We start from the raw sequence: 26,104 nt of genomic DNA on the forward strand, positions 1-26,104 counted from the left end.
CTTCCACTCGCCGCAGCTTGCGCTTCAGTTCCTGGATCTCACGCTGTTCCGGCGTCAGAGCCTCACCTTTCAGCGGCGCCTTGCCTGCCCGCTCAGCGCGAAGCCTGCGAACCCAATACTCCATGGTGGATTTGCCAACCCCCATGGCCTCACACGCCGCCTTCAGCGTGTAGCCCTGGTCGACCACGAGCTGGGCCGCTTCCAAGCGAAATTCCGGGCTAAACGTTCTCTTCTTCGTCATCATCTGCACCTGATTGTCTCTGTGAGCCATCATACACTCAAAGTCAGGTGGCCAGATTCACTGTGCCACTACAATCCTTGAAAGCAATGGGCGTAACAGTAACCTTAACAATCTTCATTGTTCATCCTTTACATATAGGCATTCAGAAAACAAACATGCTTTTAAGCAGGCCTATCTATCCCTGGTCCATTGTGAAGCTCTGGCGGGAATTCGGGCTTGTGCTGATTCTGAGCCTTGCGGTGAGGTCTCGACTTCGTAAAGAGAATCAGGCAAGCAGCAAACAATGATGTACATGCCAACACATATAGCCCGCCTTCTACCGAACCCGTTTTCTCTTCCAGAATGCCAAATACCGTGGGTGCCACAAATCCTCCCAGGCCCCCGATGGAATTGATCAGCGCCAATACTCCTGCGGCGATACGTGCATCCAGATAGCCCTGAGGTATCGGCCAGAAGAGCGAGGAGGATGCCTTGAAGCCGATAGCCGCAAAGCAAATAGCGACGAAGGCAAATACAGGCCCACCCTGGGTAGAGGCAAACATGCCGAGACTAGCAATGACTAATGTGAATGCAGCCCATCCTTGCTGAAATTTCCATTTCGAGGCTAATGAGGCAAAGGTATACATGGCTACAATCGAAATCATCCACGGAATGGAATTCAGCATGCCTACCTGCATATTACTCATGCCTCCCATGCTGCGAATAATGCTCGGCAGCCAGAAGGTCGCACCATAAATCGTCAGTGAAATACAAAAATACATGATGCTGAAGATGAGTATTTGAGGGTCCTTTAGCAAAGCCAGGGCAGGAAGATGCCCTCCTACCGCGCGCTCTTTCTCCTCCTGCTCATTTGCCAGGGCATCAAGCAACACCGTTCGTTCTTCATTACTTAGCCATTTTGCCTGCTCAGGGCGGGAATCTAGCCATATCAATACAAAAGCGCCGAGAACAACCGAGGCTCCCCCTTCAAGCACCATCAGCCACTGCCAGCCATGCAACCCTAAACCGGATATATTCAGCAAAGCACCAGAGAGAGGGCCAGAAATAATAGTGGCCAATGCCGAGCCGCCAAGGAATACCGCAACCGCCTTGCCGCGCTGGCTAGCGGGCAACCAACGGGTGAAGTAATACAGCACTCCAGGGAAGAAACCAGCTTCGGCAAAGCCTAATAGAATCCTGAGAATATAGAACTGGGTCTCGTTCTGCACAAAGGCAGTAGCAGCAGAGACAATCCCCCATGTCACCATAATGCGCGTCAGCCATGCACGAGCACCAAACTTCTGCATAAGCATGTTGGAAGGCACTTCAAAGATTGCATAACCGATAAAGAACAAGCCAGCGCCAAACCCAAAGGCTGCTGTACTAATCCCGATATCTTCCTGCAAATAAGGCCGAACAAAGCCAACGTTCACTCTGTCAACATAGTTGGCAATGAACATGATCACGAATAATGGCAGGATACGCCATTTTATTTTTCGAACAGTCTGATCAAGTATTGACTCAGGTGAATGTGGTGTATTCATGGAGTATTACTCATGGAAGGAATAAATAGAGTGTCATGTACCCACTGAACACTTCTTGATTAAAAGCCAAGCTAAGCTTTTCGCCGTAGAGCTATCCATTACCTAAAGGTAGAAGACCCGGTGCTTCATTCTAAAAAATGTTGCTCTATCCCTTTGTTTAGGGAGGTTTCCGATTTTCTGTTATCAACATTTGAATCAATTGATATATATATTGACATAATACATCAACCATTTTCACAGATTTTAAAGGCTAAGATAATACAAAACCTCAATCATCATTTTAAATATACAGAAGGGGCAACACTGTTGCCCCTTCTTCTGGTAAAGCTATTCTTATAATACTTACTTATTCAACATCAGTTATTCTTCTGAATCTGGTCGCTATGATGGAATAACTGAAAATTCCCAGAATGCCATGTGCTGCTACAAACCAAAGCGCAAGTGAGAACGACCCTGTTACATTTACGACATAGCCAATTACGATAGGAGTGATAATTCCAGCAATATTGCCAAGTCCATTAAATACCCCTCCACATAATCCAATCATTTTTGGAGGAGCAACGTCCGAGACAGCAGCCCACCCAATGGCAGCAAAGCCTTTTCCAAGAAATGCCAAGGACATTAGTGCAATCACCAGAGTATTTTGCTCTGTAAAATTGGCTAGCACCAAGGTCGTGGATAGTAACATGCCAATGATAAAAGGCGTTTTTCTTGCTGCTGATGCATGAATTCCCTTTCTAATCATTAGATCAGAAAGAGCTCCTCCTGAGATACCTCCAAGGAATCCGCATATTGCAGGTAATGCAGCAATCCACCCGGCTTGCATTATTGACATGCCGCGCCCTTGAATAAGGTAAATAGGAAACCAAGTGATAAAGAAATAAGTCAGGGCAGTGATACAGTATTGTCCAACATAAAGCGCCCATAGATTTCTTTGTTTGAAAAGGATCATTATTTCATTTAACGAAATCCTTGTTTTCTTTTCTCTCCGGTTTTGTTCTATATTTACAAGAGCTCCCCCTTCTTCCATAAATGCTAGTTCTTCTGGTGATATATGCCTGTCTTGCTTGGGATCACGGTAAAACATAAACCATCCGGCTCCGGCTATAAATCCAAGCACTCCCATGATGATAAATACATATTCCCACCCCAATTCATGCACGATAATCCCCATCAATGGTGTGAAGATTACCACAGCCATATATTGGGCAGAATTGAACAGCGCCGAAGCAGTCCCCCTTTCAGAGGTGGGAAACCAACAGCTTACGACGCGTGAATTGGCAGGAAAAGCAGGCGATTCCACCAGCCCCAGCAGAAAACGTACAATAAATAGAAAGACTACTGCTGACATGGCTGAAAAACCAAGCCACCCGGTTACCCCCTGTAGCAAAGTACAGGTTGACCACAGAATTATACTGATTCCATAAACACGCTTTGCCCCAAACCTGTCTACAAACCAGCCTCCAGGGATCTGACCTATTGCATAGGCCCATGCAAATGCAGAAAAGATCACTCCCAGCATTACAGGGTTTATGTCCAGAGATTTGAGAATACTGGTACCAGCAATAGACATGGTTGATCTATCAGCATAATTAATGACCGTCAGACCAAATATCATCGCCAAGACCAAAAATCTTCGGCGTCCGTTTCGAGGAGTGCTCATGAGATATTCCTAAATAGAGGTACGTTCCATATATTCTCAGAGTCTGGATTTTTATATAACAAATAGCCATTAGACTTTTGATAACTAGAGGAAAATATTTCTCTACCATTTCAAATTATTAGATTGGCCTTTTTGAGATTTTCCGTTTTTAAATTAATAATTTTCATCATATCCGAGATATACCGAACCCGAATACACGTAACCATAAGGCGCGCACATATAAGCGACACTTCCTACATGCACGCGTTACTCTTTTGAATACTCTCTCCCCCCAACACCTAACGCACCATGCATGGTGTTTTGTTATCGAACTGCCAGCCGGGAATGATGCACTGCATCGCTTTTGCATCGTCGCGAGCACCAAGGCCATTGGCAAGATAGTGGCGGTTGGCTTCATGCACTGCGTCCATATCCAGCTCAATACCTAGCCCTGGGCGTTTGGGTACCTGCACCTGACCATCAATAATGCGCAACGGTTGGCGAGTCAGTTGTTGACCATCCTGCCAAATCCAATGGGTATCTATCGCGGTAACATTGCCTGGCGCAGCCGCCGCAGCGTGGGTAAACATCGCCAGAGAAACATCAAAGTGATTATTGGAGTGTGACCCCCAGGTCAGCCCCCAGTCGCGGCAGGTCTGGGCAACGCGCACGGCGCCTTGCATGGTCCAGAAGTGCGGGTCGGCAAGGGGGATATCGACGGATTGCAGTGATAACGCATGCACCATTTGGCGCCAGTCGGTAGCAATCATATTGGTTGCGGTCGGCAAACCGGTGGCACGACGAAATTCCGCCATGACTTCACGACCTGAGAAGCCCTCTTCTGCACCGCATGGGTCTTCTGCGTAAGCCAGTATGCCGCGCATATCCCGGCACAAGTGAATGGCTTCCTTCAGTGACCAGGCACCGTTGGGGTCCAGCGTTACGCGCGCTTCAGGAAAGCGCTCGGCCAGTGCGGTAATGGCCTCTATTTCCTGCTCGCCTTTAAACACGCCTCCCTTGAGCTTGAAATCCTTGAAGCCATAACGCTGCTGCGCGGCTTCTGCCAGCTTAACCACCGCTTCAGGTGTTAGTGCCGGTTCATCACGCAGTGCTTCCCATTGATCCTGTGCGTTGGCACCATCACGATAATCAAAGTCAGTCAGCCGGCGATCGCCCACATAAAAGAGATAGCCGAGCATATCGACGGCTTCGCGCTGTTGCCCTTCCCCCAATAGCGCCGCTACCGGCAGCTCAAGAAACTTGCCGAGTAGATCAAGCAGCGCTGCTTCCACTGCCGTCACCGCATGAATAGTGGTACGCAGGTCAAAGGTTTGGCTTCCACGCCCCGAGCGATCACGATCAGCGAAACGGGTACGAATGCTGTTGAGTACCTGATGGTAGTTACCGATCGAGCTACCGATCACCAGCTCTCGCGCGTCCTCAAGGGTTTGGCGAATCGCTTCGCCACCGGGCACTTCACCCACGCCCGTATTGCCACTGTTATCCTTCACAATGAGCAGGTTGCGGGTGAACCAGGGGCCATGGGCACCGCTCAGGTTGAGCAGCATACTGTCACGGCCAGCGACTGGAATTACTTCCATTTCAGTCACCCGAGGAGCATGGGATGTCACAGAAGCTGGAATGGTCATTAGCGGCGGTCTCCTATTAATGCGGTGAGTTCTTCCAACTCACTATCGCTCAATTCAATCAATGGTGAGCGCACCGGCCCTGCGGAACGCCCTACTGCGCGCATTCCCGCTTTAACAATTGAAACCGCATAGCCAGGACAGCGATTGCGAATCTGGGTATAAGGCAGCACAAAATCGTTAAGCTCACGGTAGACCTTGGCATGGTCGCGGGCGCGCACCGCAGCATAAAACTCAAGCGCCCATTCTGGCAGGAAGTTGAAAATCGCCGATGAATAAGTGGTCACTCCCATTTCAAGATAAGGAAGGGCGAAGGTTTCGGCGGTGGGCAATCCTCCGATATAGAAAAGACGATCCCCCAATTGGCTGTAGATACGGGTCATACGGTCAATATCGCCGATACCGTCCTTGTATCCGATCAGGTTGGGGCAGCGTTCAGCCACACGCGCCAGATCATCTGCCGCCAGTTTGCCGTTGGCGCGACCATACACAATGACGCCCAGTGATGTTGCACGGCACACCTGCTCGGCGCGTTCTGCAATGCCTTGCGAAGGTGCTTCGGTCAGATAGGGCGGCAACAGTAAAATGGCATCGGCGCCAGCGCGTTCAGCAGCCTGCGCCATTTCGACCGCAATCGACGTGCCATAGCCCGCTGCTCCAATTACCAGCGTGCGCTTACCGGCCACCTCGACGGCGGCCTTGGTGACCCGATTGACCTCTTCCAGCCCCAGCGAAAAAAACTCACCGGTGCCGCCGGGCGCAAACAGTCCTGGTGCGGGGTAGCCTGATAGCCATTCGAGATTATCGCGGAAGGCGGGTTCATCGAACGCCAGGTCGCTATCAAAGTGGGTAACCGGAAAAGAAAGCAGGCCATCGGCCAGCATCTGTGCAACTTCCTGGGGGGTGTATCGGCTCATGAGGACTCCAGCGAATGAATGATGTATTGATGATATGAGTCGATTTATGATTCAGTAAATATTAAAAAAAGTATTGATTGATTCCAGGTTTGGATTACTGATAGACGTACCTGACAAATGAATTACTATTTCATGAGAGACTTTTACCGAGATTTTGTACATGTTCGAACTCAATCAATTGCGCTGCTTTGTTGCGGTCGCTGAAGAACTTCATTTTCGCCGCGCAGCCGAGCGTCTGAACATGACGCAACCCCCGCTCAGCAGACAGATCCAGCTACTTGAATATCAGTTGGGAACATCACTGTTGCAGCGCAACAATCGTTCAGTGAAGCTCACTACCGCTGGGCGGGCACTACTGAAGGATGCCTATGAACTATTGAGGATGGCGCAAACCACCAGTATGCAGATTCGCCGCGTAGGGACGGGCAACGCAGGCAGTGTGGCGATTGGATTTACCGCTGCGGCCAGCTATCGCTATTTGCCGCAGGCGCTCCAGCGCTGGAAGTCGCGCTTGCCTGACGTCGATTTTCAACTGCGTGAGATGGTGAGCATGAGCCAGTTGGATGCCCTGGAGAATGGCAAGCTCGATTTAGCGCTATTGCGTCCGCTGATTCATCGTAATGAGCTGGAACACCGCCAGGTAATACGAGAGCCGCTGATGGCAGCACTGCCCGAAGGTGATCCTTTGGTCTCGAAACGGCATCTGACGCTGGACGATTTTGCCGGTCGGCAGTTTATTCACTATTCCCCCGATGAAGCCAGATACTTCCATGAGCTGGTCGAACGCCTCTTCGAACGCGGCGATGTCCGACCGCTCTATTCCCAATATGTCTCGCAGATTCACTCGATTCTAGCGCTAGTGTATGGCGGTATGGGAATTGCACTGGTTCCCGAGTCGGCCAACAAGTTACGCAATGAAGGCATCGTCTATCGGAACATCACAGGGGTCAGCGAGAAGCCGTTGGTTTCCCTCGATATGGTATGGAAGAAAGGCAATGATAACCCCGCGCTGGCACATATTATCGAGGCTGAAAATGCGCTGTTTGCTACCGATCCGATGGAAGTGAAAGCTAGCGAATAGCCCTTCTGATTCCTTTCAAATTAGCGACCTCGGTACTGGTTTTTATTATTAGCGAGTACGTTATCTTTCCCACACTCGCCACTGTTTCCCAATACGTTGCCTGCATTGATTGATTCAATCGTTAAATGTATTCAACTATCGTCTTATCTCTCCCCACTGCATTGGTCAGATCAGCAGGTGATGATGGCGTTATGCAAAGGGCGGCTGGTAGCAGCAATAGCCGTTCTGTTGTCCATTCGTGAGCCAAGGAGAGACTAGATGCTGTATGACGGCAACGCCCCGACGGGAATGATGTTGATCGGTACTGAATATGTGCGAGGAACACAGGCTTCTGTACAAGGAGTCGCACCTGCCACGGGAGAGCGTATTGAGCCGGATTTTGCAGGCGCTACGCGAGAGGAAGTCAAACGAGCCTGCCAACTGTCAGCCGCCGCGGCACCTCTCTATCAGGCGGTGCCGCTGGAGCAGCGCGCGCGCTTTCTCGACACTATCGCTGACAATATTGAAGCGCTGGGGGCGCCGCTGGTCGCACGCGCCATGCTGGAAAGTGGCTTGACCGAGGCGCGCCTGACAGGGGAACGCGGCCGTACTGCCAATCAATTGCGCATGTTTGCACGCGTGATTCGCGATGGTGGTTTCCTGGATACCCGTATTGATCCTGCCCAGCCCGACCGCCAGCCGCTACCGCGTGTTGATCTGCGCTTGCGTAACGTCGCGTTAGGCCCGGTCGCTGTATTTGGCGCATCCAACTTCCCGCTTGCGTTTTCAGTGGCCGGTGGCGATACCGCTTCAGCACTGGCGGCCGGTTGCCCGGTAGTCGTAAAGGCACACTCTGCGCACCCCGGTACTTCTGCGATGGTGGGGCAAGCGGTTGCCGACGCGGTAGCCTCTTGTGACATGCCCGAAGGAGTATTCTCGCTGCTGTATGGCTCCGGCAGTGAAATCGGTCAGGCATTGGTGGCTGACCCGCGCATCAAGGCGGTAGGTTTTACCGGATCGCGCCGCGGTGGCCTGGCGCTGGTACAGACAGCGCAGCAGCGCTCTGAGCCGATTCCTGTCTACGCCGAAATGAGCGCAATCAATCCGGTGTTGCTGTTCCCCGAGGCGCTCAAGGCACGCGCTGCTGAAATTGGTCAAGCCTTCGCTGGCGCATTGCAATTGGGCGCAGGCCAGTTCTGTACAAATCCGGGCATATTGTTTGCGGTCGATGGCCCTGAGCTGGATGAATTTGTTGCCGCCGCCAAGGCTGCACTTGAACAAAGCCCTGCCCAGGTCATGCTGACACCGGGAATTCACACTGCCTATACGGATGCCGTTGAGCACACCGCAGGGCTTGAGGGAGCGCACATTGTCGCTCGCGGCCAGCCAGGCGATGGCCCGAACCAATGCCAAAGCGTACTTATCGAAACCACGCTGGCTGCTTTCCAGCAACAGCCCGCATTTTTGGAAGAGCTTTTCGGTGCCGCTTCTGTATTGGTAAGACTGCCTTCCATCGAGGCGCTACCCGAAGCGCTGGAGAAAGTGGAAGGTCAGTTGACGATTGCCCTGCATCTTGAAAAAGGTGATTACGCCGCCGTGCGTAACGTGCTCCCCATGCTTGAAGCAAGGGCAGGCCGCTTGCTGGTGAATGGCTTCGGCACCGGCGTTGAAGTAAGCGACGCCATGGTGCACGGCGGCCCGTTCCCGGCAACCAGCGATGGTCGCACCACTTCCGTAGGTACGCTGGCCATTCGCCGTTTCCTGCGTCCGGTCAGCTATCAGGACTTCCCGCCTGAGTTGCTTGCAGAAGAACTTCACGAAAGTAATCCGTTAGGCGTACCGCGCCTGTACAACGGCAAACTACAACTAAGCGACTGACAGGCTATATTAACCATAGCGAGACGCTACGGTTATGGGTCTTCAAGCGGATTGATAAGCGCTTTTGCATTGATAACGCCATAGATGAACATGGCTAAAAGTGAATCCTCCAACCAAGCCGGACACTCGTATGGGTGCCCGGTTTTCTTGCTCTTTTGAGCCATTACCTGCCTGCCTCTCTTCCCATAGCGCAGATATCTCCTGCCTTATCGGACACCGAAGGCAACATATACCTTCCGTTCAAATAGCCTGATGCAATGCGCCTTCCTGACAACGGCAGAGAGCGCTCTGGCAGCTTTCCGACCATTGCTGACGTTCATTTCGCGCTCCACTGCATAGCCCCTATGCGACGATTGGCTATTTGTACATGGGCGTGTCTCCCTCTACAGTCAGTTCGTAGAGAGAACTTATGTTCCCCTAGAGAACAAAGTGGAGAATTTCTTCATGCGTCCCACCCCTGTGCAGCTTGTAGAGCAGGCTCCCATGAGCCGCATCCAGGTTATCGCGGTAGCCATGACCATCCTGCTCAATGCGCTGGATGGCTTCGATGTACTGTCCGTCAGTTTTGCCGCGCCCGGTATATCCCAGGAATTTGGCGTTAGCCATAGCATGCTGGGCACCGTACTGGCGGCTGAACTGGTTGGCATGGGCTTTGGGTCGATACTACTCGGTAACCTTGCTGACAAGCGGGGGCGGCGCTTTACCATTTTGCTCTGCCTTGCCATCACTGGGTGCGGCATGCTGGCTACCGCACTGGTGAGCAATATCTATAGCCTGCTGGCCCTGCGTGTTATCACGGGATTTGGGATAGGCGGCACGCTGGCGGCGATTACCGCTGCTGCCGCTGAGCACAGTAATGAGCGCAACCGGGGCTTGTGCGTGGCATTTTCTGCCGTGGGCTATCCGGTGGGAGGCATAGTGGGAGGGATCGTCGCCTCCTGGCTGCTGACCCGCTATAGCTGGCACTCGGTGTTTCTGTTCGGCAGCGTCGCCACTTTTATCTGCCTGATAGCAACGCTCTTCGCCATGCCTGAAACGGTTCCCCAGCTCTGCAACAGGCCGCGCCGCTCTTCTCTCGTAAAGTTGAACAAGCTGCTGAAGCGTATGGGTCATGAGGAAGTGGCAGCACTGCCGAGCACCGACGGCCCAGCGCCCGCCATTCCGCTGGCACAGCTCTTCTCCCCTCGCTGGATCAAGCGCACGCTGCTTGTGTCAGCCGCCACCGCCTTGCACATGGGTACCTTTTACTTCCTGATCAAATGGCTGCCCACCATCGCCGTTGGTCAGGGGTTCAGCGCTTCTGCCGCAGGCGGGGTGATGGTGTGGTCCAATATCGGCGGCGCTCTGGGCGGCATTGCAGCGGGATTTATCTGCCGCTATGTCTCCGTCTATACCACCGCGATTGGCGTGATGCTGCTCTCCTTCATCATGTTGAGCCTGTTTGGTTTCGTGCCGTCCAGCCTGATCCTGCTGGCGGTGGCTGCGGCCATCACCAGTTTCTTTACCAATGGCGGAATCGCGACTGTCTATTCGGTGATTACCGATGTTTTTTCTACCCAGGTAAGAGCCGCTGGCACCGGCTTTGCGATTGGCGTGGGGCGGGCAGGTGCGGCCGCTTCGCCGATACTGGCGGGCTTCCTGTTCGACAGCGGACTGAGCCTGACAAGTGTCGCCATGACCATGGGCTGTGGTGCGCTTGCCGGCAGCTTCTGTCTGATGCTGATCGACAAGACAAGCCCCGCTGAAAGTACAGCCCCAGCTTGATATCCAGAATTCAAAGACCCATTTCTCCTACAGGTGAGTGCATCCCATGTCTGATGTAAACCATCGCCGCCGCTTTTTGACCGGCACCAGCGCCATGCTGGGCGCCATTGCCATGGGCTATTCTTCGCGTGATCTTTTCGCCGCAGATGCTCATGCCTCCCCAGTGCGCGCCCCATCACCCGCAGAGAGAAAGATGACGAATACCAACGCGCCTGCCATCAAGAATCCGCTGTTTATCAACACCATTATTCTGGGCGGTTCGGTAGAAGAGAAAGTCACCGCCGCGCGTCAGGCAGGCTTCCAGCAGATCGAGTTGTGGCGTCAGGATGTCGAGCACTTTGCTCAAGGCCCCGCTCGCTTAAAAAGCCTGCTGGATGAACAAGCCCTCGGCCTGACCGACTATCAGGTGCTGCTCGATTTTGATGGTGCGCCTCCTGACAAGCGCGCTGCCAAGCGTGAAGAAGCCGTGCAGATGCTGGAAACAGCCAAAGCCGTGGGGGCAACCACCCTGCTGGTGCCCGCTTCCACCGATCGCGAGTGCCAGGCCCAGCGTGTTGTCGAGGATATGCGCTGGCTGACGCAGCAAGCCGCCCAACGCAATCTGCGGATTGCCTATGAAGGCATGGCGTGGAGCACCGTTAATCCGACGCTGCCCGCGGCGTGGCGCGTGGTGCAGGAAATCGACGCACCCAATCTCGGTCTGGTAGTGGATGCCTTCCACATTTTTGTGCGCAAGCGTACTGCCGCTGATCTCGATGGCATTCCGCTGGAGAAGATATTTCTGGTGCAGCTCTCCGATCTCGGTCATGACGAGCAGGTCACGGCGGATAATCTGGTGGATATCGCTCGCCATCGGCGGCTATTGCCCGGTGATGGTGACTTCCCGCTCGACTCTCTGCTGGAGCGCTTGAAGGGCTATACCGGCCCCATCGGTCTCGAAGTCTTCAATGATGAAATGCGCAGCCAGCCCCCTGCGGAAGTTGCCCAGAAAGCCATGAGCAAACTTCGGAAGGTGCTGGGCATTCCTCAGCGCCTGAAAAGAAGAGGCGATATGCCTGCGGTGCTGGTGCCGGTTACTCAGGGCGACACGGCGGAAGCGCTGGCTTTTATCAGCAAGGCCCAGCACGCCCCTGCCATCGACTTTCTTGAATTGCGCCTTGATATGCTCACCGAAGCACCTTCAGCGCAGGCGCTCAGCCGCTACGTCGCCAGCGCCCTGCATCAGATGGACAAGACGGGCGCCATTGTCACCTTCCGCACCAAGGCTGAAGGCGGTGAAACCGCTATTTCCACGCAGGAATACGTTCGCCTCTACGAATCAGTGCTGGCCCACGCCACGCCTGACTTTATTGATGTGGAAATCAATCGCGGCGAGCAGGCGGTAGCGGCCATTATCGAGAATGCCCGCCAGCATGGCGTCGGGGTGATTCTCTCATCCCATGACTTCAAGGCGACGGCGCCTCGGGATGAGCTTCTTGCTCTGATGGAGCGTATGCACGAGGTGGGCGCTGATGTGGTCAAGGTGGCGACCATGCCGAATGACATGGATGATGTGCTCGCTCTGCTCTCTGCCAGTTGGGCCTTCAAGCAGCAACACCCTGACCATGAGCTGATCAGCATGTCGATGGGAGAGTTGGGCGTGATCTCGCGCCTTGCGGGAGAGGTGTTTGGTTCAGACGCTACCTTCGGCATGATAGGTACAGGATCGGCCCCCGGGCAGGTGGAGGTCGAAAAGCTGAGCCACTGCCTGACCGATATACATTCGATCATCGCCTGATAGTCAGGCTGAAAGCAGGGCCGCTCGCAGAAGCGCCAATGGCTGCAAGCCTACCAGACGGCCAACGGCGTTGGAGAGCATTCGCGAGCGCCTGCGTTCCATACCATTACCGGCCCGTGCTCCCCAACCTGCATCGTTATCAAGGGGGCGAACACGCGGCAAACTCCCCCTTCTGTGCCTGAGATGGCTGCGCACGCTACTCTCTACCGTGCTCTTCTGATAACCACACTTCTGCGATAGCCAAAAAAGGCCGGAACACCCTTCTGGGGCTTCCGGCGGCATATTTAGGCTAGATATTTCGGCGTATCAGAAATCGAAAAACACCGTCTCCTTCTCCCCCTGCAACCGAATATCGAAACGGTAGCGAGTGATGCCATCGCTGCTCTCTTCTTTGTGAGCGATCAGTGTTTTGCGACGGTTGGGGGATTCGATCGCATTCAGCACCGGGCATTGCAGATTGGCCTGCGCTTCATCATCGAAGTAGAGGCGCGTATTCAGGTGAATATTGATACCGCGGGCAAAGATGGCCAGATTCACATGGGGGGCCATGTGGCGCCCGTCGGGGAATTCAACGGCACCAGGCTTTACGGTTACTACGCGCCACTCGCCCTCATTTTCGACGGTGGCGGCGGTACGTCCAAAGCTGTTGAACGGCGCTTGCAGATCATAGCTTTCGTGATATTCCCCCTGCGCATCCGCCTGCCACAGTTCCAGCAGGGCATCGCGAACCGTATCGTTATTGCCATCAATCACTCGGCCAACCAGCTCGATGCGCTCACCTTCAGCATCTTCATGGGCCATTTCGTTCCAGATCTCTTCAGCACGGGGCGGTAATCCGGCAATGCTTAACGCCAGCCCGATATGAACATAGGGGCCGGCGGTCTGGGAAGCGGTTTCTCGCAGCACGCTGGCAGACGCGGGCAGTGTATTGGGCTGCTGCATGGTTTACCCCTGATTCTCAAAGTAGGTTTGCAAGGCACCGCGCACCACGATATCGAAGCGGTAGGCGAGATAATCCATGGTGCGACTGCGCGCCATATCGAGACGGCCCATCATGGTCTCTACTGCCTCGGGGTCACGCAGGGTATGCACAATGGGGCACAGCGGTATCAGCGGGTCCCCTTCAAAGTACATTTGCGTAATCAGCCGTGTGGAGATGGCTGGCCCCATCACCGAGACATGAATGTGCGCAGGGCGCCAGCTATTGGCGTCATTCGGCCAGGGGTAAGGGCCGGGCTTGATGGTACGGAAGCGATACCAGCCTTCCTCATCGGTCAGGCAACGCCCCACCCCACCAAAGTTGGGATCAAGGGGAGCCAGATAGCCATCCTTCTTGTGACGATAGCGACCTCCGGCATTGGCTTGCCACATCTCGACCAGCGTATGCGGCACCGGCTTGCCGAACTGGTCGATAACACGTCCGAACATCATGATCCGCTCGCCAATCGGCAAACCCGCCTGCTGTTCGTTGTCACGGAAGTTGAGCAACAGGTCATTATCGTGGGCGCCCATCCGCAGCTTGCGGAAATCCGGGCCGCTCAGCTCGGAGACGGTGCGGTTGAGCATGCTGACCAGCGCCTGCTGGGGCGAGCGTGGCACCGAGGTCTTGTAGCCCGGCGCATAGGCCGGTGGATGCCACGTTCGATCTCGCGGCACGAAATGTTGCTTGATGTCATTCGCCATTGGCGGTCACCTTTCACCTGAATATCTCACCTGAATGTCCGGTGATGTTTTCCTGTTCAGCCACAGATGCCAAGTGAAATGCTCGCGCCGCCATATAACCATATGAATATACCCAACCAAGGTATAACACGCTTATAACGGCGGCGAGCACATAAAAAGGTATCCATGGATGGTTATAGGGTGCGGCTCTCTGCGGCTGCCAGCACAAGGCAGTCGTAGAATTCACGTGCTGCGAGGCTCAAGGGCAGCGTTATATTGGTGGAGACGCCCACCGAGCCGCCCTGTGGCTCCAGCGCTACCGGCAGTTGGGCCACGGCACCGGCATCGACCTCCTGATGCACGGCATCCCAGGGGGCGACCCAGATTGCATCGCTGCCCAGCATGTATTCCCGCCCTAGCCACAGCGAGAGTGTTTCCAGGGCGATGGTGGGCGTCCAGCCGCCCTGTTCCACCCAGAATCTCTCCACTTGCTCGCGCAGGGTGGTCGAGGGGAGCGGTACGATCCAGGGGTAGTGCATCAACCGCTCGCCCGCGTTGGGGTCTTCGACCAATGGATGACCTGAGCGAACTGCCAGCACCAGCGGTTCACGGTAAAAGTGTTCAAAGGTCAGGCCACGAATCTCGCGCGCTTCGCTCATCCGCCCCACCACCATATCCAGCTCGCCCTGGCTGAGCCGCGATAGAAGATAGGCACTGGGGCCGGTCACGGCCTGCACACGTGTACCCGGATTGAGCTTCCCCAGGCGCAACAGCGCAGTTGGCAGCAGATGGCGCTCTACCGTGGATAGCACACCTAAACGCACTACCGAGCGCTCGGCGCTGTGGCGAACGGCCTGAATCCCGTCGCCCAGGCTGCGCAGTGCTGGCCCTGCATGACGCAGCAGAGTCATTCCTGCGGCTGTCAGCGCGACACCGGCGGAGCTGCGTTCGAACAGCTCAGCGTCGAGCACTTCCTCCAGCTCTCGAATGGTTTTCGACATGGCGGGCTGGGAGATGGAGAGTGACTGCGCGGCCTTCACCATGCTGCGCAGCCGCGCCACCTCTTGAAACGCTATCAGGTGACGCAGTTTGACGCGCGGATTCAGCATCAGGCGCTATCCCCAGCCGTGCTGTCTGGCCAGCGCAAAGGCATGGTTGGCAGCCGGAACACCCGCATAAACGGCTACATGCATCAGCACCTGACGCAACTCAGCTTCACTGAGGCCGATGCGCTGGGCTGTCCGCAGATGCAGCTCCAGCTCTTCACGCCCCAGTGCCGCCAGAATGGCGGTGGTAATCATGCTGCGTTCGCGATGGGTCAAATCGGGATTGCTCCATAGCTCGCCCCACGCCAGACGCGTAATCATGTTCTGGAAGGGCGCATCAAAGGAACTCGCTCTGGCAGAAGCTCTTTCGACATGCTCTGCGCCCAATACACGCTTGCGTGTCTCCAGACCGCTGGCATAGCTCACAGGCTCGCCGGGCACGTAACCTGTGTTGTCGCTTAACCAGCGCTGCAACAGCGTGGCAAAGGCATCAGGCGCTTCAAGTGCAGGAACATGCCCTACTTCCTTGAGCAGTTCGATAGGCGCGCCGCCCAGTTCCTTCGCCAAGGCTTCAAGAGTCTCCGGCGGCGTTGAAACATCATCGGCGCCCGCTATCAAATGTACCGGTACGTCGCCCTTGGGCAGCGCGTCCATAAAGGAAGTCGCTCCCAGCAGCTCACACAATCTCGCGTAAGACTCACCATCCGTGCGGCCAAGCGCCACCTTCCAACCGGCGGCCAGCGCTTCATGCTGATGATGGCTGTGTGCCGAGAACCAGCGCGGCACAAACTCGTCCACCAGCGCATTCAGCCCCTCGCTGCGTACTCGCTCGGCGCGGGCCTGCCACATGTCCGGCGCCCCGATCACCGCACCGGTGTTGGTCAGCGTGGCAGAGAGCAGATGCTCGCTGTGCTTAGCCAGAAGCTGCTGACCAATCACGCCACCGATGGAGGTACCCACGAAGTGGAAACGCGATGCTCCGGCCACCTCTGCCAGTGCGATCACTTCCTGCGCAAGATCAGCGACGCCCAGCGGCTGATGCTCAGGCCAGGGGGCGCTGCTCCCGTGACCGGGAAGATCCCAGCTGAGTATCCGAAAATGGCGAACCAGGGGAGTGAGCAGTTCATCCCACACGCTCTGATTCATCCCCAGCGGGTGCGCCAGAATCACCAGTGACTGGGTTTTATCGCCAAGCAGGCGATAGCTCACCGTGCGTCCATTGATGGTACAAAAGGACATGAAGTACCTCCTTCAAGCTGTTGTGGTCTGTACTGCCAGCGCATCGAGCACACGATCTACCTGTGCTCCGCTGCTACCGAGATATTCTGCCAGCGGGCGCTGTTCAAGCGCTTCAAGACTATGGGAGAGATTGCGTGCCATCGCTTCTTCATGCACCTGAAGCCCGTCTATCAGTGCCGCCAGCAGTTCCAGTGCGCCTTCCAGCTCCACCACTGCATCCAAAAGGGGCGCCCACTCCGCGTGCCACTCCCCAAGGCCCCGCTCCAGAGGCTGGGCACCGCTGGTCGAGATCACGCCATAGTGGGCATGAATATGGCGCGCCGCAGCGCGAATGCGTCCACAGCCGATCGGATTGGATTTATGCGGCATCGAGGAGGAGCCGCCCACGCCTTCCTGCGCAGGCTCGCTCAACTCCCCGACTTCACTTTGGCACATCAAGGCGATATCGAGGGCGTTTTTCTCGGCGCCTACCGCTACGCCGTCGAGTGCTGCCATCAGTGCCAGCAGCGGCTGACGGTCGGTGTGCCAGGGCAGCATGGGGGTCGCGAGGCCGAGCTTGCCAGCCAGCGCGTGCATCAGCGCCAGGCCGTGTTCGCCAAGGCCGGTATGTACTCCGACAGGGCCGCCGAACTGCACAAAAAGCCCGTGCTGCACCACGTTTTCCAGACGTTCTTCCGCCTTGAGCATGGCCGCCGCCCACTGCGCCACCTTGACACCAAAGGTCATCGGCACGGCCTGCTGCATCAGGGTACGGCCGATCATCGGCAGGTCGCGATAGCGCCGCATCAGCTTTCCATATCCACCGCGCAGCAGGGCAAGCTGTTTGAGACTCGCTTCAAGGCGCGGTTTGATCAGCAGCATCAGCGCGCTATCGACAATATCCTGGCTGGTCGCGCCATGATGGAAGTAGCGGCGCAGCTCCTCGGGCAGCATCGCCTTCGCCTGTTTGACGAAGGGAATCGCGACATTGCCGCCCTTGCCCACATCGGCTGCCAACGCATCCATATCAAAGTGGGCGGGCAGAATGACCGCCGCCAATTGAGCCGAAACACCTTCAGGCAGAATACCGGCCTCTTCTTCGACCTGTGCAAGCGCCAGCTCCACCCGACACAGCGCCTCCACCACACTGCGGTCATCAAGCTCGGCAAGCCCGTGGCGACTCATGAAAGGGTGCCGGAAAAACCGGTCATACATGGTGACGCTCCTTCATAGCGACCAGGTTAAAGACGTTCGATGATGGCAGCGATGCCTTGCCCCACGCCAATGCACATGGTGCACAGGGCGTAGCGTCCATGAGTGCGTTCAAGCTGATGCAGCGCCGCCATGGCGATTCGTGTGCCGCTCGCGCCCAGCGGGTGGCCCAGCGCAATGGCCCCCCCATTGGGATTAACGTGATCAGCATCATCGGGCAGGCCAAGCTCCCGCAACACGCCCAGCGACTGGGCGGCGAAGGCTTCATTCAGCTCGATCACATCCATCTGCTCAAGGCGTAAACCGGTGCGCTCAAGCACCTTGCGTACCGCTGGCACCGGCCCCAGCCCCATGACCCTGGGTGCAACACCAGCGACCGCTGTCGCAACGATGCGCGCGCGGGGTGTTAGCCCATAGCGCTCCGCCGCCTGACGGTTTCCGATCAGCAGCGCACCGGCACCATCATTGACCCCGGAAGCGTTGCCCGCCGTAATGGTGCCGTCGGGGCGCACGACAGGCTTGAGGCGAGCCAGACCTTCAAGGGAAGAGTCGGGGCGCAGGTGCTCATCCTCGCTGACGATGAGCGGAGACTGCTTGCTCCGCGGAACTTCTACCGCCACGATCTCTTCGGCCAGTAGCCCCTTCTGCTGGGCGGCGGCGGCGCGCTGTTGGCTCAGCAGGGCGAAGGCGTCCTGATCCTCGCGGGAGATTCCGTATTGATCGGCGATGTTCTCGGCGGTTTCGGGCATGGAATCTACCCCATAGAGCGCTTTCATCTGCGGATTGATGAAACGCCAGCCGATGGTGGTATCTTCGAGCCTGGCTCCCCGCGAATAGGCAGATTCCGCCTTGCCCATCACGAAGGGAGCGCGGGACATGCTCTCGACGCCTCCCGCCACCATCAGGGAAGCCTCACCGGCCTTGATCGCACGGGCGGCAATGCCCAGCGCATCGAGGCCAGAGCCGCACAGCCGGTTAACGGTCGAACCGGCAACGCTCTCGGGCAGTCCCGCCAGCAGCAGCGCCATACGCGCCACGTTGCGGTTATCCTCACCGGCCTGGTTGGCACAGCCAACAACCACATCGTCGATCGCTTCCCGTGCAAGATCGGGATGGCGATCCAGCAGCGAACGAATGACCACCGCCGCCAGGTCATCCGGGCGCACAGCGGCAAGTCCACCGCCGTAGCGGCCAAAGGGAGTGCGGAGTGCATCGAAGATCAGTGCGTCTTCCTGTAAGGGCATGGCTATTCGACTCCTCAAGCCTGTACGGATGATCGGGCTGCGGCAATTGGCAGCCCCACAAGTGTCTCCAAGGTCTCACGATCAAGCCCCGGCACCATATCTACCAGCCGTAATCCTTCTGCCGAGCACTCCAGCGTGGCAAGGTCAGTGTAAATACGCTTGACGCACCCCAGCCCTGTCAGCGGATAAGCGCAGCGCTCAACCAGCTTGCTCTCTCCCTGACGAGTCAGAAGATTCATCATGACCCAGGTCTCTCTGGCCCCCTGAGCGAGATCCATCGCGCCACCCACCGCAGGAATAGCGCCCTCTTCACCGGTACTCCAGTTGGCGATATCGCCAGTGGCGGACACCTGAAAGGCACCCAGCACACAGATATCCAGGTGGCCGCCGCGCATCATCGTGAAGCTGTCGGCATGATGGAAATAGGCGCCGCCGGGCAACAGCGTAACCGGCTGCTTGCCTGCATTGATGAGATCGTAATCCTCTTCTCCTTCCGGCGGAGCCGATCCCATTCCCAACAGCCCGTTTTCACTGTGCAGCAGCACATCCATGTCGGCCCGCAGGTAGTTGGCGACCATGGTCGGCATCCCGATGCCAAGATTGACATAGGCGCCGTCGAAGATGTCTTCGGCTACCCGCTGAGCCAACTGCTGCTTGGTCCTTCTTTCATAACCACTGGACATAACCTTGCCTCCTCAGGATTTGAAGCCGCCCGCGCGCGTAACTGACCTTGGCACCGGCACCACGCGCTGAACAAAGATGCCGGGAGTCACCACCGCCTCAGGGTCTATCTCTCCGAGTTCGCGCACGTCATAAACGCTGGCAATGGTAGTACGCGCCGCGGTTGCCATGATCGGCCCGAAATTGCGCGCTGCCTTGCGATAGGTCAGGTTTCCCCATCGGTCACCGGATTCAGCCTTTATCAAGGCCACATCCCCTTTGATGGGGTACTCCAGCACATAGTGGCGGCCATCAATTTCCCGCACCTCACGATCGCCTGCCAGCTCGGTGCCGTAGGCCGTGGCGCAATAAAAGGCACCAATACCCGCGCCTGCTGCACGAATACGCTCCGCAAGGTTGCCCTGGGGCACCAGCTCAAGCTCTAGCTTGCCGCTGCGATACAGCTCGTCGAAGACATAGGAATCCGCCTGACGCGGAAAGCTACAGATGATCTTGCGCACCCTGCCCGCTTTCAGCAGTGCAGCCAGCCCCTGATCGCCGTTGCCTGCATTATTGTTGACCACGGTCAGATCGCGCGCGCCCTGGGCGATCAGGCCGTCGATCAATTCATTGGGAATGCCCGCAGTACCAAACCCGCCGATAAGCACTGTGGCCCCGTCCTGTATGTCGCCCAGTGCCTCCGCGACAGAAGTGACAACCTTGTTGATCATGGAACCTCGTCTTGAGTCGATAGAATGAAGCAAGCGTCCGGCTTGATTATCTCCCAACATTCACCTTGCGAACTATTATTCGTTAGAAGAACATGAACAGAGAGTAATCCTCTTCCTTCTTGGTGTGAAGGCACATTCATGCTATTTGCTTTATCATCCAATCAGGATTCGACTCAGGTGTTCGCCCGAACTGACCAAGACCAACCAGCCGACACAAGGATGCCCATGTCTGCGTCTCCCTCCTCGTCGCTCAAGCCTTCAGCCCATGAAGAGCGCATCAGCCCGGATGACAAGGATTACGTCACTGCGCTGGCCTGCGGCCTCGAAGTCATTACTGCGTTCGATGAACATCACCAGCGCATGACCCTCTCGGAGATCGCCGAACGTACAGGGCTTAATCGCGCCCGTGCGCGGCGCTTCCTGCTGACGCTGCATTCACTTGGCTACGTCAACAAACAGGCCCGCTATTTCGAGCTGGCTCCCAAGGCGCTGTCACTCGGTTACTCCTTCCTGTCGTCCAACAACTACCTGACCGCCGTACAGCAAACGCTGACGGACATTACGCAAACGCTGGGGGAGTCGTCGTCACTGGGCGTGCTCGATGGCGGCGATGTCGTCTATGCGGCCCGCTCGGCTTCCAGCCAGCGTCTGATGGGCATTCACATCTCGGTGGGTACACGCCTGCCGGCAGTAGCTACATCCATGGGCCGGGTGCTGTTGGGCGAAATGGAAGATGAAGCACTTGATGCTCTGCTGAGTCGCACGCCCCTGGAGCCGCTGACGCCCTATACCACCCTCCAGCGCGACGAATTGGTCAAGCAGATCCGGATGGCGCATGAGCAGGGCTACTGCATCCTCGATCAGGAGCTGGAACTCGGCCTGCGTTCGCTGGCGATTCCGTTGCGTGCCGCCAATGGCCGCCTGATCGGGGCGATCAATGTCAGTACCAACGCCGCCCGCGTTGAAATGACGACCCTGCTGGATACCTACCTGCCCGTGCTGATTGCTCATCGGGATAGCCTCGCCGCCCACCTCGCGTAGCGCCTTCCCCAAAAGATGCCCAAAAAGAAGAGAGGGCCGCTCTATCTACATGAATGAAGATGAAGCGGCCCTGCTTTCTTTTAAGTATGGATAATCATGCAGGATAGGAAGTCGCTGCGGCTATTTTTGGTCATGCAGCGCTCGCTGGCCGTCTTCTCCCGTCATCAGCTCCCTACCCGCCGATAATGGTGGAAAATGGCCCACGCTGGAAAATGCCTTCCCAGTCCTGGTCAAAGCAGCGTTTTCACCTGTCCTCTTGCAGATATTTAACTATATTTTAATGTTAAATCACCGACATTGAGCACATCTCTGCGTGCTCACGATTTATGTGACCAGCTATAACGGGAAGGAAAAGTAAACATTTAATCGTCGATTTTTATTGTACTTTAGTCTTACTCGAACACAGCCTGTATATACAAAGGTTGACCCTCTACCTATCATTTCACTCTTAGTTCCAAATTAAGTGTGCAAAAAAAATGAAAACCCGACATTCACTGCCGATAAAGATACTTTCGATACTCATAACATTGCTTGGGATAACGCTCCTTATAGGTGGTGTTATGCTCCTGCTGGCCGGAGGCTCCTGGTACTACGCCATTGCCGGTCTTCTGCTGGTGCCATCGGGGGTATTGCTGTGGCGCAACCGCATGGCCGGTGCCTACCTGTACGGCCTCTTCTTCATCGGCACGCTTATTTGGACAATTGTCGAAGCCGGTGACCGCATCTGGGCCTGGGTACCGCGCATGGCGCTTCCGGCAGTATTGGCCCTATGGCTGGCGCTGTGTCTGCCAAGGCTCGGCCAGGGCGTCAAACGCGGCGCTTCGTGGCTGATGTCCGGCGCGCTGGTTCTCTGCTTTATCGTTGCCATTGTGTGCGTGTGTGGCCCTCAGTTCAGCTACAGCTCCGGCGATCCGGCGCCTGACACGCCGCTCGCCAATGCGCACTATTCCGATAGCGAACAGGCAGATGCCGACTGGACCTATTATGGTCGCGATAAAAACGCTACCCGCTACTCTCCGGCAAATCAGATCACCCCGGAAAATGTCTCGCAGCTAAGTGTTGCCTGGACCTATCGTACCGGTGACATGCCTCCTGCCGACAAGCCCAACAAATGGGCGGCAGAAAATACGCCGAGCAAAATCGGTAATGGCCTTTATGTATGTTCGGCCACCGACAACGTTATGCGTCTTGATCCGGCCACCGGTAAAGAGCAGTGGCACTGGAAGTCTGGCGTCAAGTACGAAAGCGTTCCCTATACAGCAGCCTGCCGCGGCGTGACCTATGTGACCTCCAATGCCGTTCCTGAAGGTCAGATGTGTCATACCCGCCTGCTGGTTGCCACGCTGGATGCACGTCTGGTTGAACTTGATACCGAAACCGGCACGCCCTGCGAGCAGTTCGGTGACAATGGTCAGGTCAGCGTCATGAAAGGCATCGGTCACTCGGTACCGGGCTGGCTGGCAATGAACAACGCCATGCCTGTAGTCAACGGCGTTATCGTCACCAACCACGAAGTACTCGATGGTCAAGCGCGCTGGGCACCTTCCGGTGTTATCCGCGGCTGGGATGTTGAAACCGGCGCATTCCGCTGGGCATGGGACGTTAACCGTCCTGGTGAACATGGCGAACCGGCCGAAGGTGAAACCTATAGCCGTGGCACGCCCAACTCCTGGACCACCATGACTGCGGACGACCAGCTTGGGCTGGTATACGTACCTACCGGAAACTCTGCCGCTGACTACTACAACGGCATGCGTTCCGACAACGAAAACCGCGTCAACTCTGCCATCGTGGCCCTTGATTCACGTACCGGTGAAGAGCGCTGGGTATTCCAGACAGCTCATATGGACGTGTGGGACTACGACATGGGTTCTCAGCCAACCCTGATGGATTACCCCGGCCCCGATGGTTCCATGGTTCCCGCTATGCTGGTACCGACCAAACGTGGTCAGAACTTCATCCTCGACCGCCGTACCGGCAAGCCGCTGAGCCGTGTGGAAGAGAAATCCGTACCGACCGACAACGACGTACCGGGTCAGAAGCTCGCCAAGACCCAGCCCTATTCAGTGGATATGCCTCACTTCAGCCTGTGGAACAAGCTCAATGAGGCGCATATGTGGGGTCTGACACCCATCGACCAGATGATGTGTCGCATCATGTATCGTCATTCCAACTACAAGGGTGACTTCACTCCGCCCAGCATGGGACGCCCGTGGCTGCAATATCCAAGCTATAACGGTGGCTCGGACTGGGGCAGCGTCGCGTATGACCCGAACACCGGCATCATGGTGGGTAACTGGAGCAACCTTGTGTTCCGCAACCAGGTGGTAACACGCGAACAGTCGGATGAAGAAGGTGTCTTCTCCATTGATGACCCGCGCTTCAACCCCGGAGCCGGTGGTGCCGAAGGCGCTGGTGCGCAAGCGCAAACACCTTACGGCGTGCATGTGAGTGCCTTCTATGCACCTTTCACCAAAATGCTGTGTAACGAGCCGCCTTACGGCATGATCTCGGCGATCGACATGCATACCAAGAAGGTCATCTGGCAGCACTCGCTGGGCAGCGCTGAGCACAATGGTCCGTTTGGACTGCCAACGCACCTGCCGATCAACATTGGCGTGCCCAACAACGGTGGCCCGATCATCACCGCTGGCGGCCTGATCTTTGTATCCGCGACCACGGATCACAAGATTCGCGCCTTCGATATCAAAACCGGCAAGGAAGTATGGAGCCATACGCTTCCAACAGGTGGTCAGGCAACACCCATGACCTACTCCGTTGATGGTGAGCAGTATGTCGTTATCACTGCGACCGGCCACCACTTCATGGAAACACCGCCTGGCGATTACGTAATTGCCTTTAAACTGCCACACGCACAAGACGATCACTAAGCGTTTCATCATGATCGTGTAACCGGCATCCCCCCGCTTTGCAGCGGGGGGATTTTTTTGGCATATCTACAGCGCTGCAACATAAGCACGGAGCACCACGCAGCCTCTGATCTTTCTACCGCGCACGACTAACCGCGCTTCTCCTTCCGGCTCTACATCATTGAATTTCCTCTGTTCTCCACTTCCTACGCCCTACTCCCCATTCCTATTGAGGCAAGAGAAAGCCTTTCCGAAGGCACTGTCATCTGGCTGAAGCCATTGTGCCCACCCATAACGATGATGATCCGAAACAGCGACGCGACGAGGAGCCGATTCTCAAGGCCATTGCTGAACGCGACGCCATCCCCCCTTCATCAAAAGAGCACGGCGTACATCAACGAAAACGCTAGTGTTACCGCCAATACCCTGAGCGTATTTGGCAGCCCCAAGGAGCACGCCGCTGTTCTGGCTATCCCATTGAAAGCAGGGGGCATCATGCTTGCAGGTCATGCCAAAAAAGCGTCACACCAAATCAAACAAATGCCACAAACAGGCAAAATAAAGCACCATAATTTCACTTAAATCGCAAAACACGGCAATTTTATCTCACAACATCATTAAACAAAGGTAGGATTGGATTCAGCGCCTTGATTGGCTAGTTTTGACTCATGGCTTCGAAGCGGAAGCCTTGGTGTCACCCTACGACACCACTGTTTCACCCTGCACTGAAGCGAGGAATACGATGAACTATCAGCAAATGGCCAGCCACTGGCGTGAACATCAGGCCACCCACGCCTCCGATGAGCAGCGTCAGCACGCAGAAACCCGTCGCCGCAGCGGTATTGTCATGATCTGGCACAACAGCGTTCGCGGTTGGCATCAGGAGCTGCGCGATGCTTCGCGGGTTCGCCCCAACACTATCGCCGTCGCCCACGATGGCTCCATGCATGTTGCCAGGGGCGGTAACGACTGGGATGGCGCACGTCGCTGGGTCTCCGTGCTATAAGCTGATTTGACAACCATTCAGGACACCTACCCTTATGGTCCGCATCAAGTAACAGCACCGTTAGCACTCACGCAGGTGATCCCTGCCCCTCACAGCGCTAGCGGTGCCACCCTTTTCCCTTCCGTACTGCCTCTTTTCTGCACTACTTCTTTTCTGAATACCTTCCCCCTTACCCTTCTGCTACGTCTCATTCGATAGCCAGCGCTCTTGTATTCGCCCAGTGATCTGCATTGCATTCATACAAATACCGCATCGCGTTCGCGATACAGCACGGCACGCCCTCAAGCCCTTCATCGCATTTCCAGCAACCATTCAACGACCAGCTCCAACGAGCAATTCCAACGAGCAAAAGAGCGCGCCGATACTGAATGAACACCGCAAGTGCCGTACACTGCGCTTATTCCCCCTTCAGCCAAGGAGTCGATACGGTGGCGCAGCGTCTCTATCTAGCAGGTCCCGATGTTTTTTACCCCGATGCAGCAGAACGCGCAGAGCATGGGCGTCAGCTTGCCCAGCGCTACGGTTTTGTGGCGCTTACGCCGATGGACAATCAACTGCCGGAGCTGCCCGATGGGCCAAGCATGGCGGCCTGGATTTTCGCCAAGAACATTGATCTGATTCAGCGCGCCGATTTCGTGATCGCCAATCTCTCCCCCTTCCGCGGCCCTTCTGCCGATGCGGGTACTATCTGGGAAGTCGGCTACGCCCGTGGACGCGGACTGCCTGTATGGGGGTTCAGCAGTGACAGCAGCGAATATCGCTCACGAGTTACCGACGATGGTCTCGCGATCGAGGATTTCGGCGGCTACGACAACCTGATGATTACCGAAAGCGTTGAGCAACCGCTACAGCCTTCGCTGGAACAGGCTTTCGAGGCAGCGGCGCGCTACTTTCAACGCTAGCGCTATCCACTCGGCCATCGCGCTCAGGGCGATGGCTATTTGTTACACTTTCATGAACAAACTG

General features: G+C 56.0%; 21 protein-coding genes. 8 read left to right on the forward strand and 13 right to left on the reverse strand.

What is annotated here, in order from left to right; translation table 11 throughout:
* The 5 genes from L881_RS0100005 to kdgD all read right to left on the reverse strand — a co-directional run.
* On the reverse strand, nt 1–241 hold a 241-nt coding region (locus L881_RS0100005; RefSeq protein WP_025731690.1), incomplete at its 3' end, for an IS3 family transposase.
* 161 nt (nt 242–402) lie between these two features.
* Nucleotides 403–1,764, reverse strand: coding sequence for an MFS transporter (locus L881_RS0100010; RefSeq protein WP_025731691.1), 1,362 nt, complete (start codon nt 1,762–1,764; stop codon nt 403–405).
* 346 nt (nt 1,765–2,110) lie between these two features.
* On the reverse strand, nt 2,111–3,427 hold the full coding sequence (locus L881_RS12535; protein ID WP_034577910.1) for an MFS transporter: 1,317 nt from the start codon (nt 3,425–3,427) through the stop codon (nt 2,111–2,113).
* A 278-nt stretch (nt 3,428–3,705) separates the two neighbouring features.
* The gene (gene gudD, locus L881_RS0100020) at nt 3,706–5,055 is read right to left on the reverse strand and encodes a glucarate dehydratase (protein ID WP_025731692.1); all 1,350 of its coding nucleotides are present in this window, start codon (nt 5,053–5,055) and stop codon (nt 3,706–3,708) included.
* Nucleotides 5,055–5,969, reverse strand: coding sequence for a 5-dehydro-4-deoxyglucarate dehydratase (gene kdgD / locus L881_RS0100025; protein ID WP_025731693.1), 915 nt, complete (start codon nt 5,967–5,969; stop codon nt 5,055–5,057). The genes gudD and kdgD overlap by 1 nt, the downstream gene beginning before the upstream one ends.
* A 160-nt stretch (nt 5,970–6,129) precedes the next feature.
* Between kdgD and L881_RS0100030 the strand changes: the two genes are divergently transcribed.
* The 4 genes from L881_RS0100030 (at nt 6,130) to aroD (ending at nt 12,448) form a co-directional block, all read left to right on the forward strand.
* Entirely contained in the window at nt 6,130–7,050 is a 921-nt protein-coding gene (locus L881_RS0100030) for a LysR family transcriptional regulator (RefSeq protein WP_025731694.1), read from the forward strand.
* A gap of 258 nt (nt 7,051–7,308) precedes the next feature.
* Complete coding sequence (locus L881_RS0100035; RefSeq protein WP_025731695.1) at nt 7,309–8,907, forward strand: aldehyde dehydrogenase (NADP(+)); 1,599 nt, start codon at nt 7,309–7,311, stop codon at nt 8,905–8,907.
* A 444-nt stretch (nt 8,908–9,351) separates the two neighbouring features.
* Nucleotides 9,352–10,671, forward strand: a complete 1,320-nt coding sequence (locus L881_RS0100045) for an MFS transporter (protein ID WP_025731696.1) — start codon at nt 9,352–9,354, stop codon at nt 10,669–10,671.
* A gap of 46 nt (nt 10,672–10,717) precedes the next feature.
* Nucleotides 10,718–12,448 carry a type I 3-dehydroquinate dehydratase gene (gene aroD / locus L881_RS13835; RefSeq protein WP_025731697.1) on the forward strand — a complete coding sequence of 577 codons (1,731 nt, stop codon included), beginning with the start codon at nt 10,718–10,720 and terminating at the stop codon, nt 12,446–12,448.
* 306 nt (nt 12,449–12,754) lie between these two features.
* Here aroD and pcaG read toward each other — a convergent pair whose 3' ends face one another.
* The 8 genes from pcaG to L881_RS0100090 all read right to left on the reverse strand — a co-directional run bounded on the left by pcaG (nt 12,755) and on the right by L881_RS0100090 (nt 20,221).
* Nucleotides 12,755–13,390 carry a protocatechuate 3,4-dioxygenase subunit alpha gene (pcaG, locus tag L881_RS0100055; RefSeq protein WP_025731698.1) on the reverse strand — a complete coding sequence of 212 codons (636 nt, stop codon included), beginning with the start codon at nt 13,388–13,390 and terminating at the stop codon, nt 12,755–12,757.
* A gap of 3 nt (nt 13,391–13,393) precedes the next feature.
* Nucleotides 13,394–14,131: a protocatechuate 3,4-dioxygenase subunit beta gene (gene pcaH, locus L881_RS0100060; protein WP_025731699.1), complete on the reverse strand. Its 738-nt coding sequence runs from the start codon at nt 14,129–14,131 to the stop codon at nt 13,394–13,396.
* A 173-nt stretch (nt 14,132–14,304) separates the two neighbouring features.
* Nucleotides 14,305–15,219: a LysR substrate-binding domain-containing protein gene (locus tag L881_RS0100065; protein ID WP_025731700.1), complete on the reverse strand. Its 915-nt coding sequence runs from the start codon at nt 15,217–15,219 to the stop codon at nt 14,305–14,307.
* 6 nt (nt 15,220–15,225) lie between these two features.
* Nucleotides 15,226–16,395 (reverse strand): bifunctional 3-oxoadipate enol-lactonase/4-carboxymuconolactone decarboxylase PcaDC, encoded by a 1,170-nt coding sequence (gene pcaDC / locus L881_RS0100070; RefSeq protein WP_025731701.1) that lies wholly within the window; start codon nt 16,393–16,395, stop codon nt 15,226–15,228.
* A 12-nt stretch (nt 16,396–16,407) separates the two neighbouring features.
* On the reverse strand, nt 16,408–17,589 hold the full coding sequence (locus L881_RS0100075) for a lyase family protein (RefSeq protein WP_025731702.1): 1,182 nt from the start codon (nt 17,587–17,589) through the stop codon (nt 16,408–16,410).
* Between the two features lie 26 nt (nt 17,590–17,615).
* A complete protein-coding gene (gene pcaF / locus L881_RS0100080) occupies nt 17,616–18,830 on the reverse strand; it encodes a 3-oxoadipyl-CoA thiolase (protein WP_025731703.1) in 1,215 nt (404 codons plus the stop codon).
* A 14-nt stretch (nt 18,831–18,844) separates the two neighbouring features.
* Complete coding sequence (locus L881_RS0100085; RefSeq protein WP_025731704.1) at nt 18,845–19,513, reverse strand: 3-oxoacid CoA-transferase subunit B; 669 nt, start codon at nt 19,511–19,513, stop codon at nt 18,845–18,847.
* Nucleotides 19,514–19,525: 12 nt separating this feature from the next.
* A complete protein-coding gene (locus L881_RS0100090) occupies nt 19,526–20,221 on the reverse strand; it encodes a 3-oxoacid CoA-transferase subunit A (RefSeq protein WP_025731705.1) in 696 nt (231 codons plus the stop codon).
* Nucleotides 20,222–20,446: 225 nt separating this feature from the next.
* On the opposite strand from L881_RS0100090, the gene L881_RS0100095 reads away from it, so the two are divergent.
* From L881_RS0100095 to L881_RS12545, 4 genes are all read left to right on the forward strand, one after another.
* Complete coding sequence (locus L881_RS0100095; RefSeq protein WP_025731706.1) at nt 20,447–21,262, forward strand: IclR family transcriptional regulator domain-containing protein; 816 nt, start codon at nt 20,447–20,449, stop codon at nt 21,260–21,262.
* Nucleotides 21,263–21,738: 476 nt separating this feature from the next.
* On the forward strand, nt 21,739–24,153 hold the full coding sequence (locus L881_RS0100100; RefSeq protein ID WP_034577925.1) for a membrane-bound PQQ-dependent dehydrogenase, glucose/quinate/shikimate family: 2,415 nt from the start codon (nt 21,739–21,741) through the stop codon (nt 24,151–24,153).
* A 721-nt stretch (nt 24,154–24,874) separates the two neighbouring features.
* Nucleotides 24,875–25,138, forward strand: coding sequence for a hypothetical protein (locus tag L881_RS0100110; RefSeq protein WP_025731709.1), 264 nt, complete (start codon nt 24,875–24,877; stop codon nt 25,136–25,138).
* A 368-nt stretch (nt 25,139–25,506) separates the two neighbouring features.
* Nucleotides 25,507–26,040 (forward strand): nucleoside 2-deoxyribosyltransferase, encoded by a 534-nt coding sequence (locus tag L881_RS12545; protein WP_084055334.1) that lies wholly within the window; start codon nt 25,507–25,509, stop codon nt 26,038–26,040.
* Nucleotides 26,041–26,104 lie beyond the last annotated feature (64 nt).

Source organism: Carnimonas nigrificans ATCC BAA-78 (genome assembly GCF_000526695.1).
Classification (GTDB): Bacteria; Pseudomonadota; Gammaproteobacteria; order Pseudomonadales; family Halomonadaceae; genus Carnimonas; species Carnimonas nigrificans.

Excerpts from the sequence above, each read along its gene's own strand:
- L881_RS0100085 (WP_025731704.1), bottom strand. The coding sequence starts at position 19,513 with ATGTCCAGTGGTTATGAAAGAAGGACCAAGCAGCAGTTGGCTCAGCGG.
- pcaH (WP_025731699.1), bottom strand. The coding sequence starts at position 14,131 with ATGGCGAATGACATCAAGCAACATTTCGTGCCGCGAGATCGAACGTGG.
- aroD (WP_025731697.1), top strand. The coding sequence starts at position 10,718 with ATGTCTGATGTAAACCATCGCCGCCGCTTTTTGACCGGCACCAGCGCC.
- pcaG (WP_025731698.1), bottom strand. The coding sequence starts at position 13,390 with ATGCAGCAGCCCAATACACTGCCCGCGTCTGCCAGCGTGCTGCGAGAA.
- kdgD (WP_025731693.1), bottom strand. The coding sequence starts at position 5,969 with ATGAGCCGATACACCCCCCAGGAAGTTGCACAGATGCTGGCCGATGGC.
- L881_RS0100095 (WP_025731706.1), top strand. The coding sequence starts at position 20,447 with ATGTCTGCGTCTCCCTCCTCGTCGCTCAAGCCTTCAGCCCATGAAGAG.
- L881_RS0100075 (WP_025731702.1), bottom strand. The coding sequence starts at position 17,589 with ATGTATGACCGGTTTTTCCGGCACCCTTTCATGAGTCGCCACGGGCTT.
- L881_RS12535 (WP_034577910.1), bottom strand. The coding sequence starts at position 3,427 with ATGAGCACTCCTCGAAACGGACGCCGAAGATTTTTGGTCTTGGCGATG.
- L881_RS0100030 (WP_025731694.1), top strand. The coding sequence starts at position 6,130 with ATGTTCGAACTCAATCAATTGCGCTGCTTTGTTGCGGTCGCTGAAGAA.
- pcaF (WP_025731703.1), bottom strand. The coding sequence starts at position 18,830 with ATGCCCTTACAGGAAGACGCACTGATCTTCGATGCACTCCGCACTCCC.
- L881_RS0100110 (WP_025731709.1), top strand. The coding sequence starts at position 24,875 with ATGAACTATCAGCAAATGGCCAGCCACTGGCGTGAACATCAGGCCACC.
- L881_RS0100090 (WP_025731705.1), bottom strand. The coding sequence starts at position 20,221 with ATGATCAACAAGGTTGTCACTTCTGTCGCGGAGGCACTGGGCGACATA.
- gudD (WP_025731692.1), bottom strand. The coding sequence starts at position 5,055 with ATGACCATTCCAGCTTCTGTGACATCCCATGCTCCTCGGGTGACTGAA.
- L881_RS12545 (WP_084055334.1), top strand. The coding sequence starts at position 25,507 with ATGAACACCGCAAGTGCCGTACACTGCGCTTATTCCCCCTTCAGCCAA.
- L881_RS0100100 (WP_034577925.1), top strand. The coding sequence starts at position 21,739 with ATGAAAACCCGACATTCACTGCCGATAAAGATACTTTCGATACTCATA.
- pcaDC (WP_025731701.1), bottom strand. The coding sequence starts at position 16,395 with ATGTCCTTTTGTACCATCAATGGACGCACGGTGAGCTATCGCCTGCTT.
- L881_RS0100010 (WP_025731691.1), bottom strand. The coding sequence starts at position 1,764 with ATGAATACACCACATTCACCTGAGTCAATACTTGATCAGACTGTTCGA.
- L881_RS0100035 (WP_025731695.1), top strand. The coding sequence starts at position 7,309 with ATGCTGTATGACGGCAACGCCCCGACGGGAATGATGTTGATCGGTACT.
- L881_RS0100045 (WP_025731696.1), top strand. The coding sequence starts at position 9,352 with ATGCGTCCCACCCCTGTGCAGCTTGTAGAGCAGGCTCCCATGAGCCGC.
- L881_RS0100065 (WP_025731700.1), bottom strand. The coding sequence starts at position 15,219 with ATGCTGAATCCGCGCGTCAAACTGCGTCACCTGATAGCGTTTCAAGAG.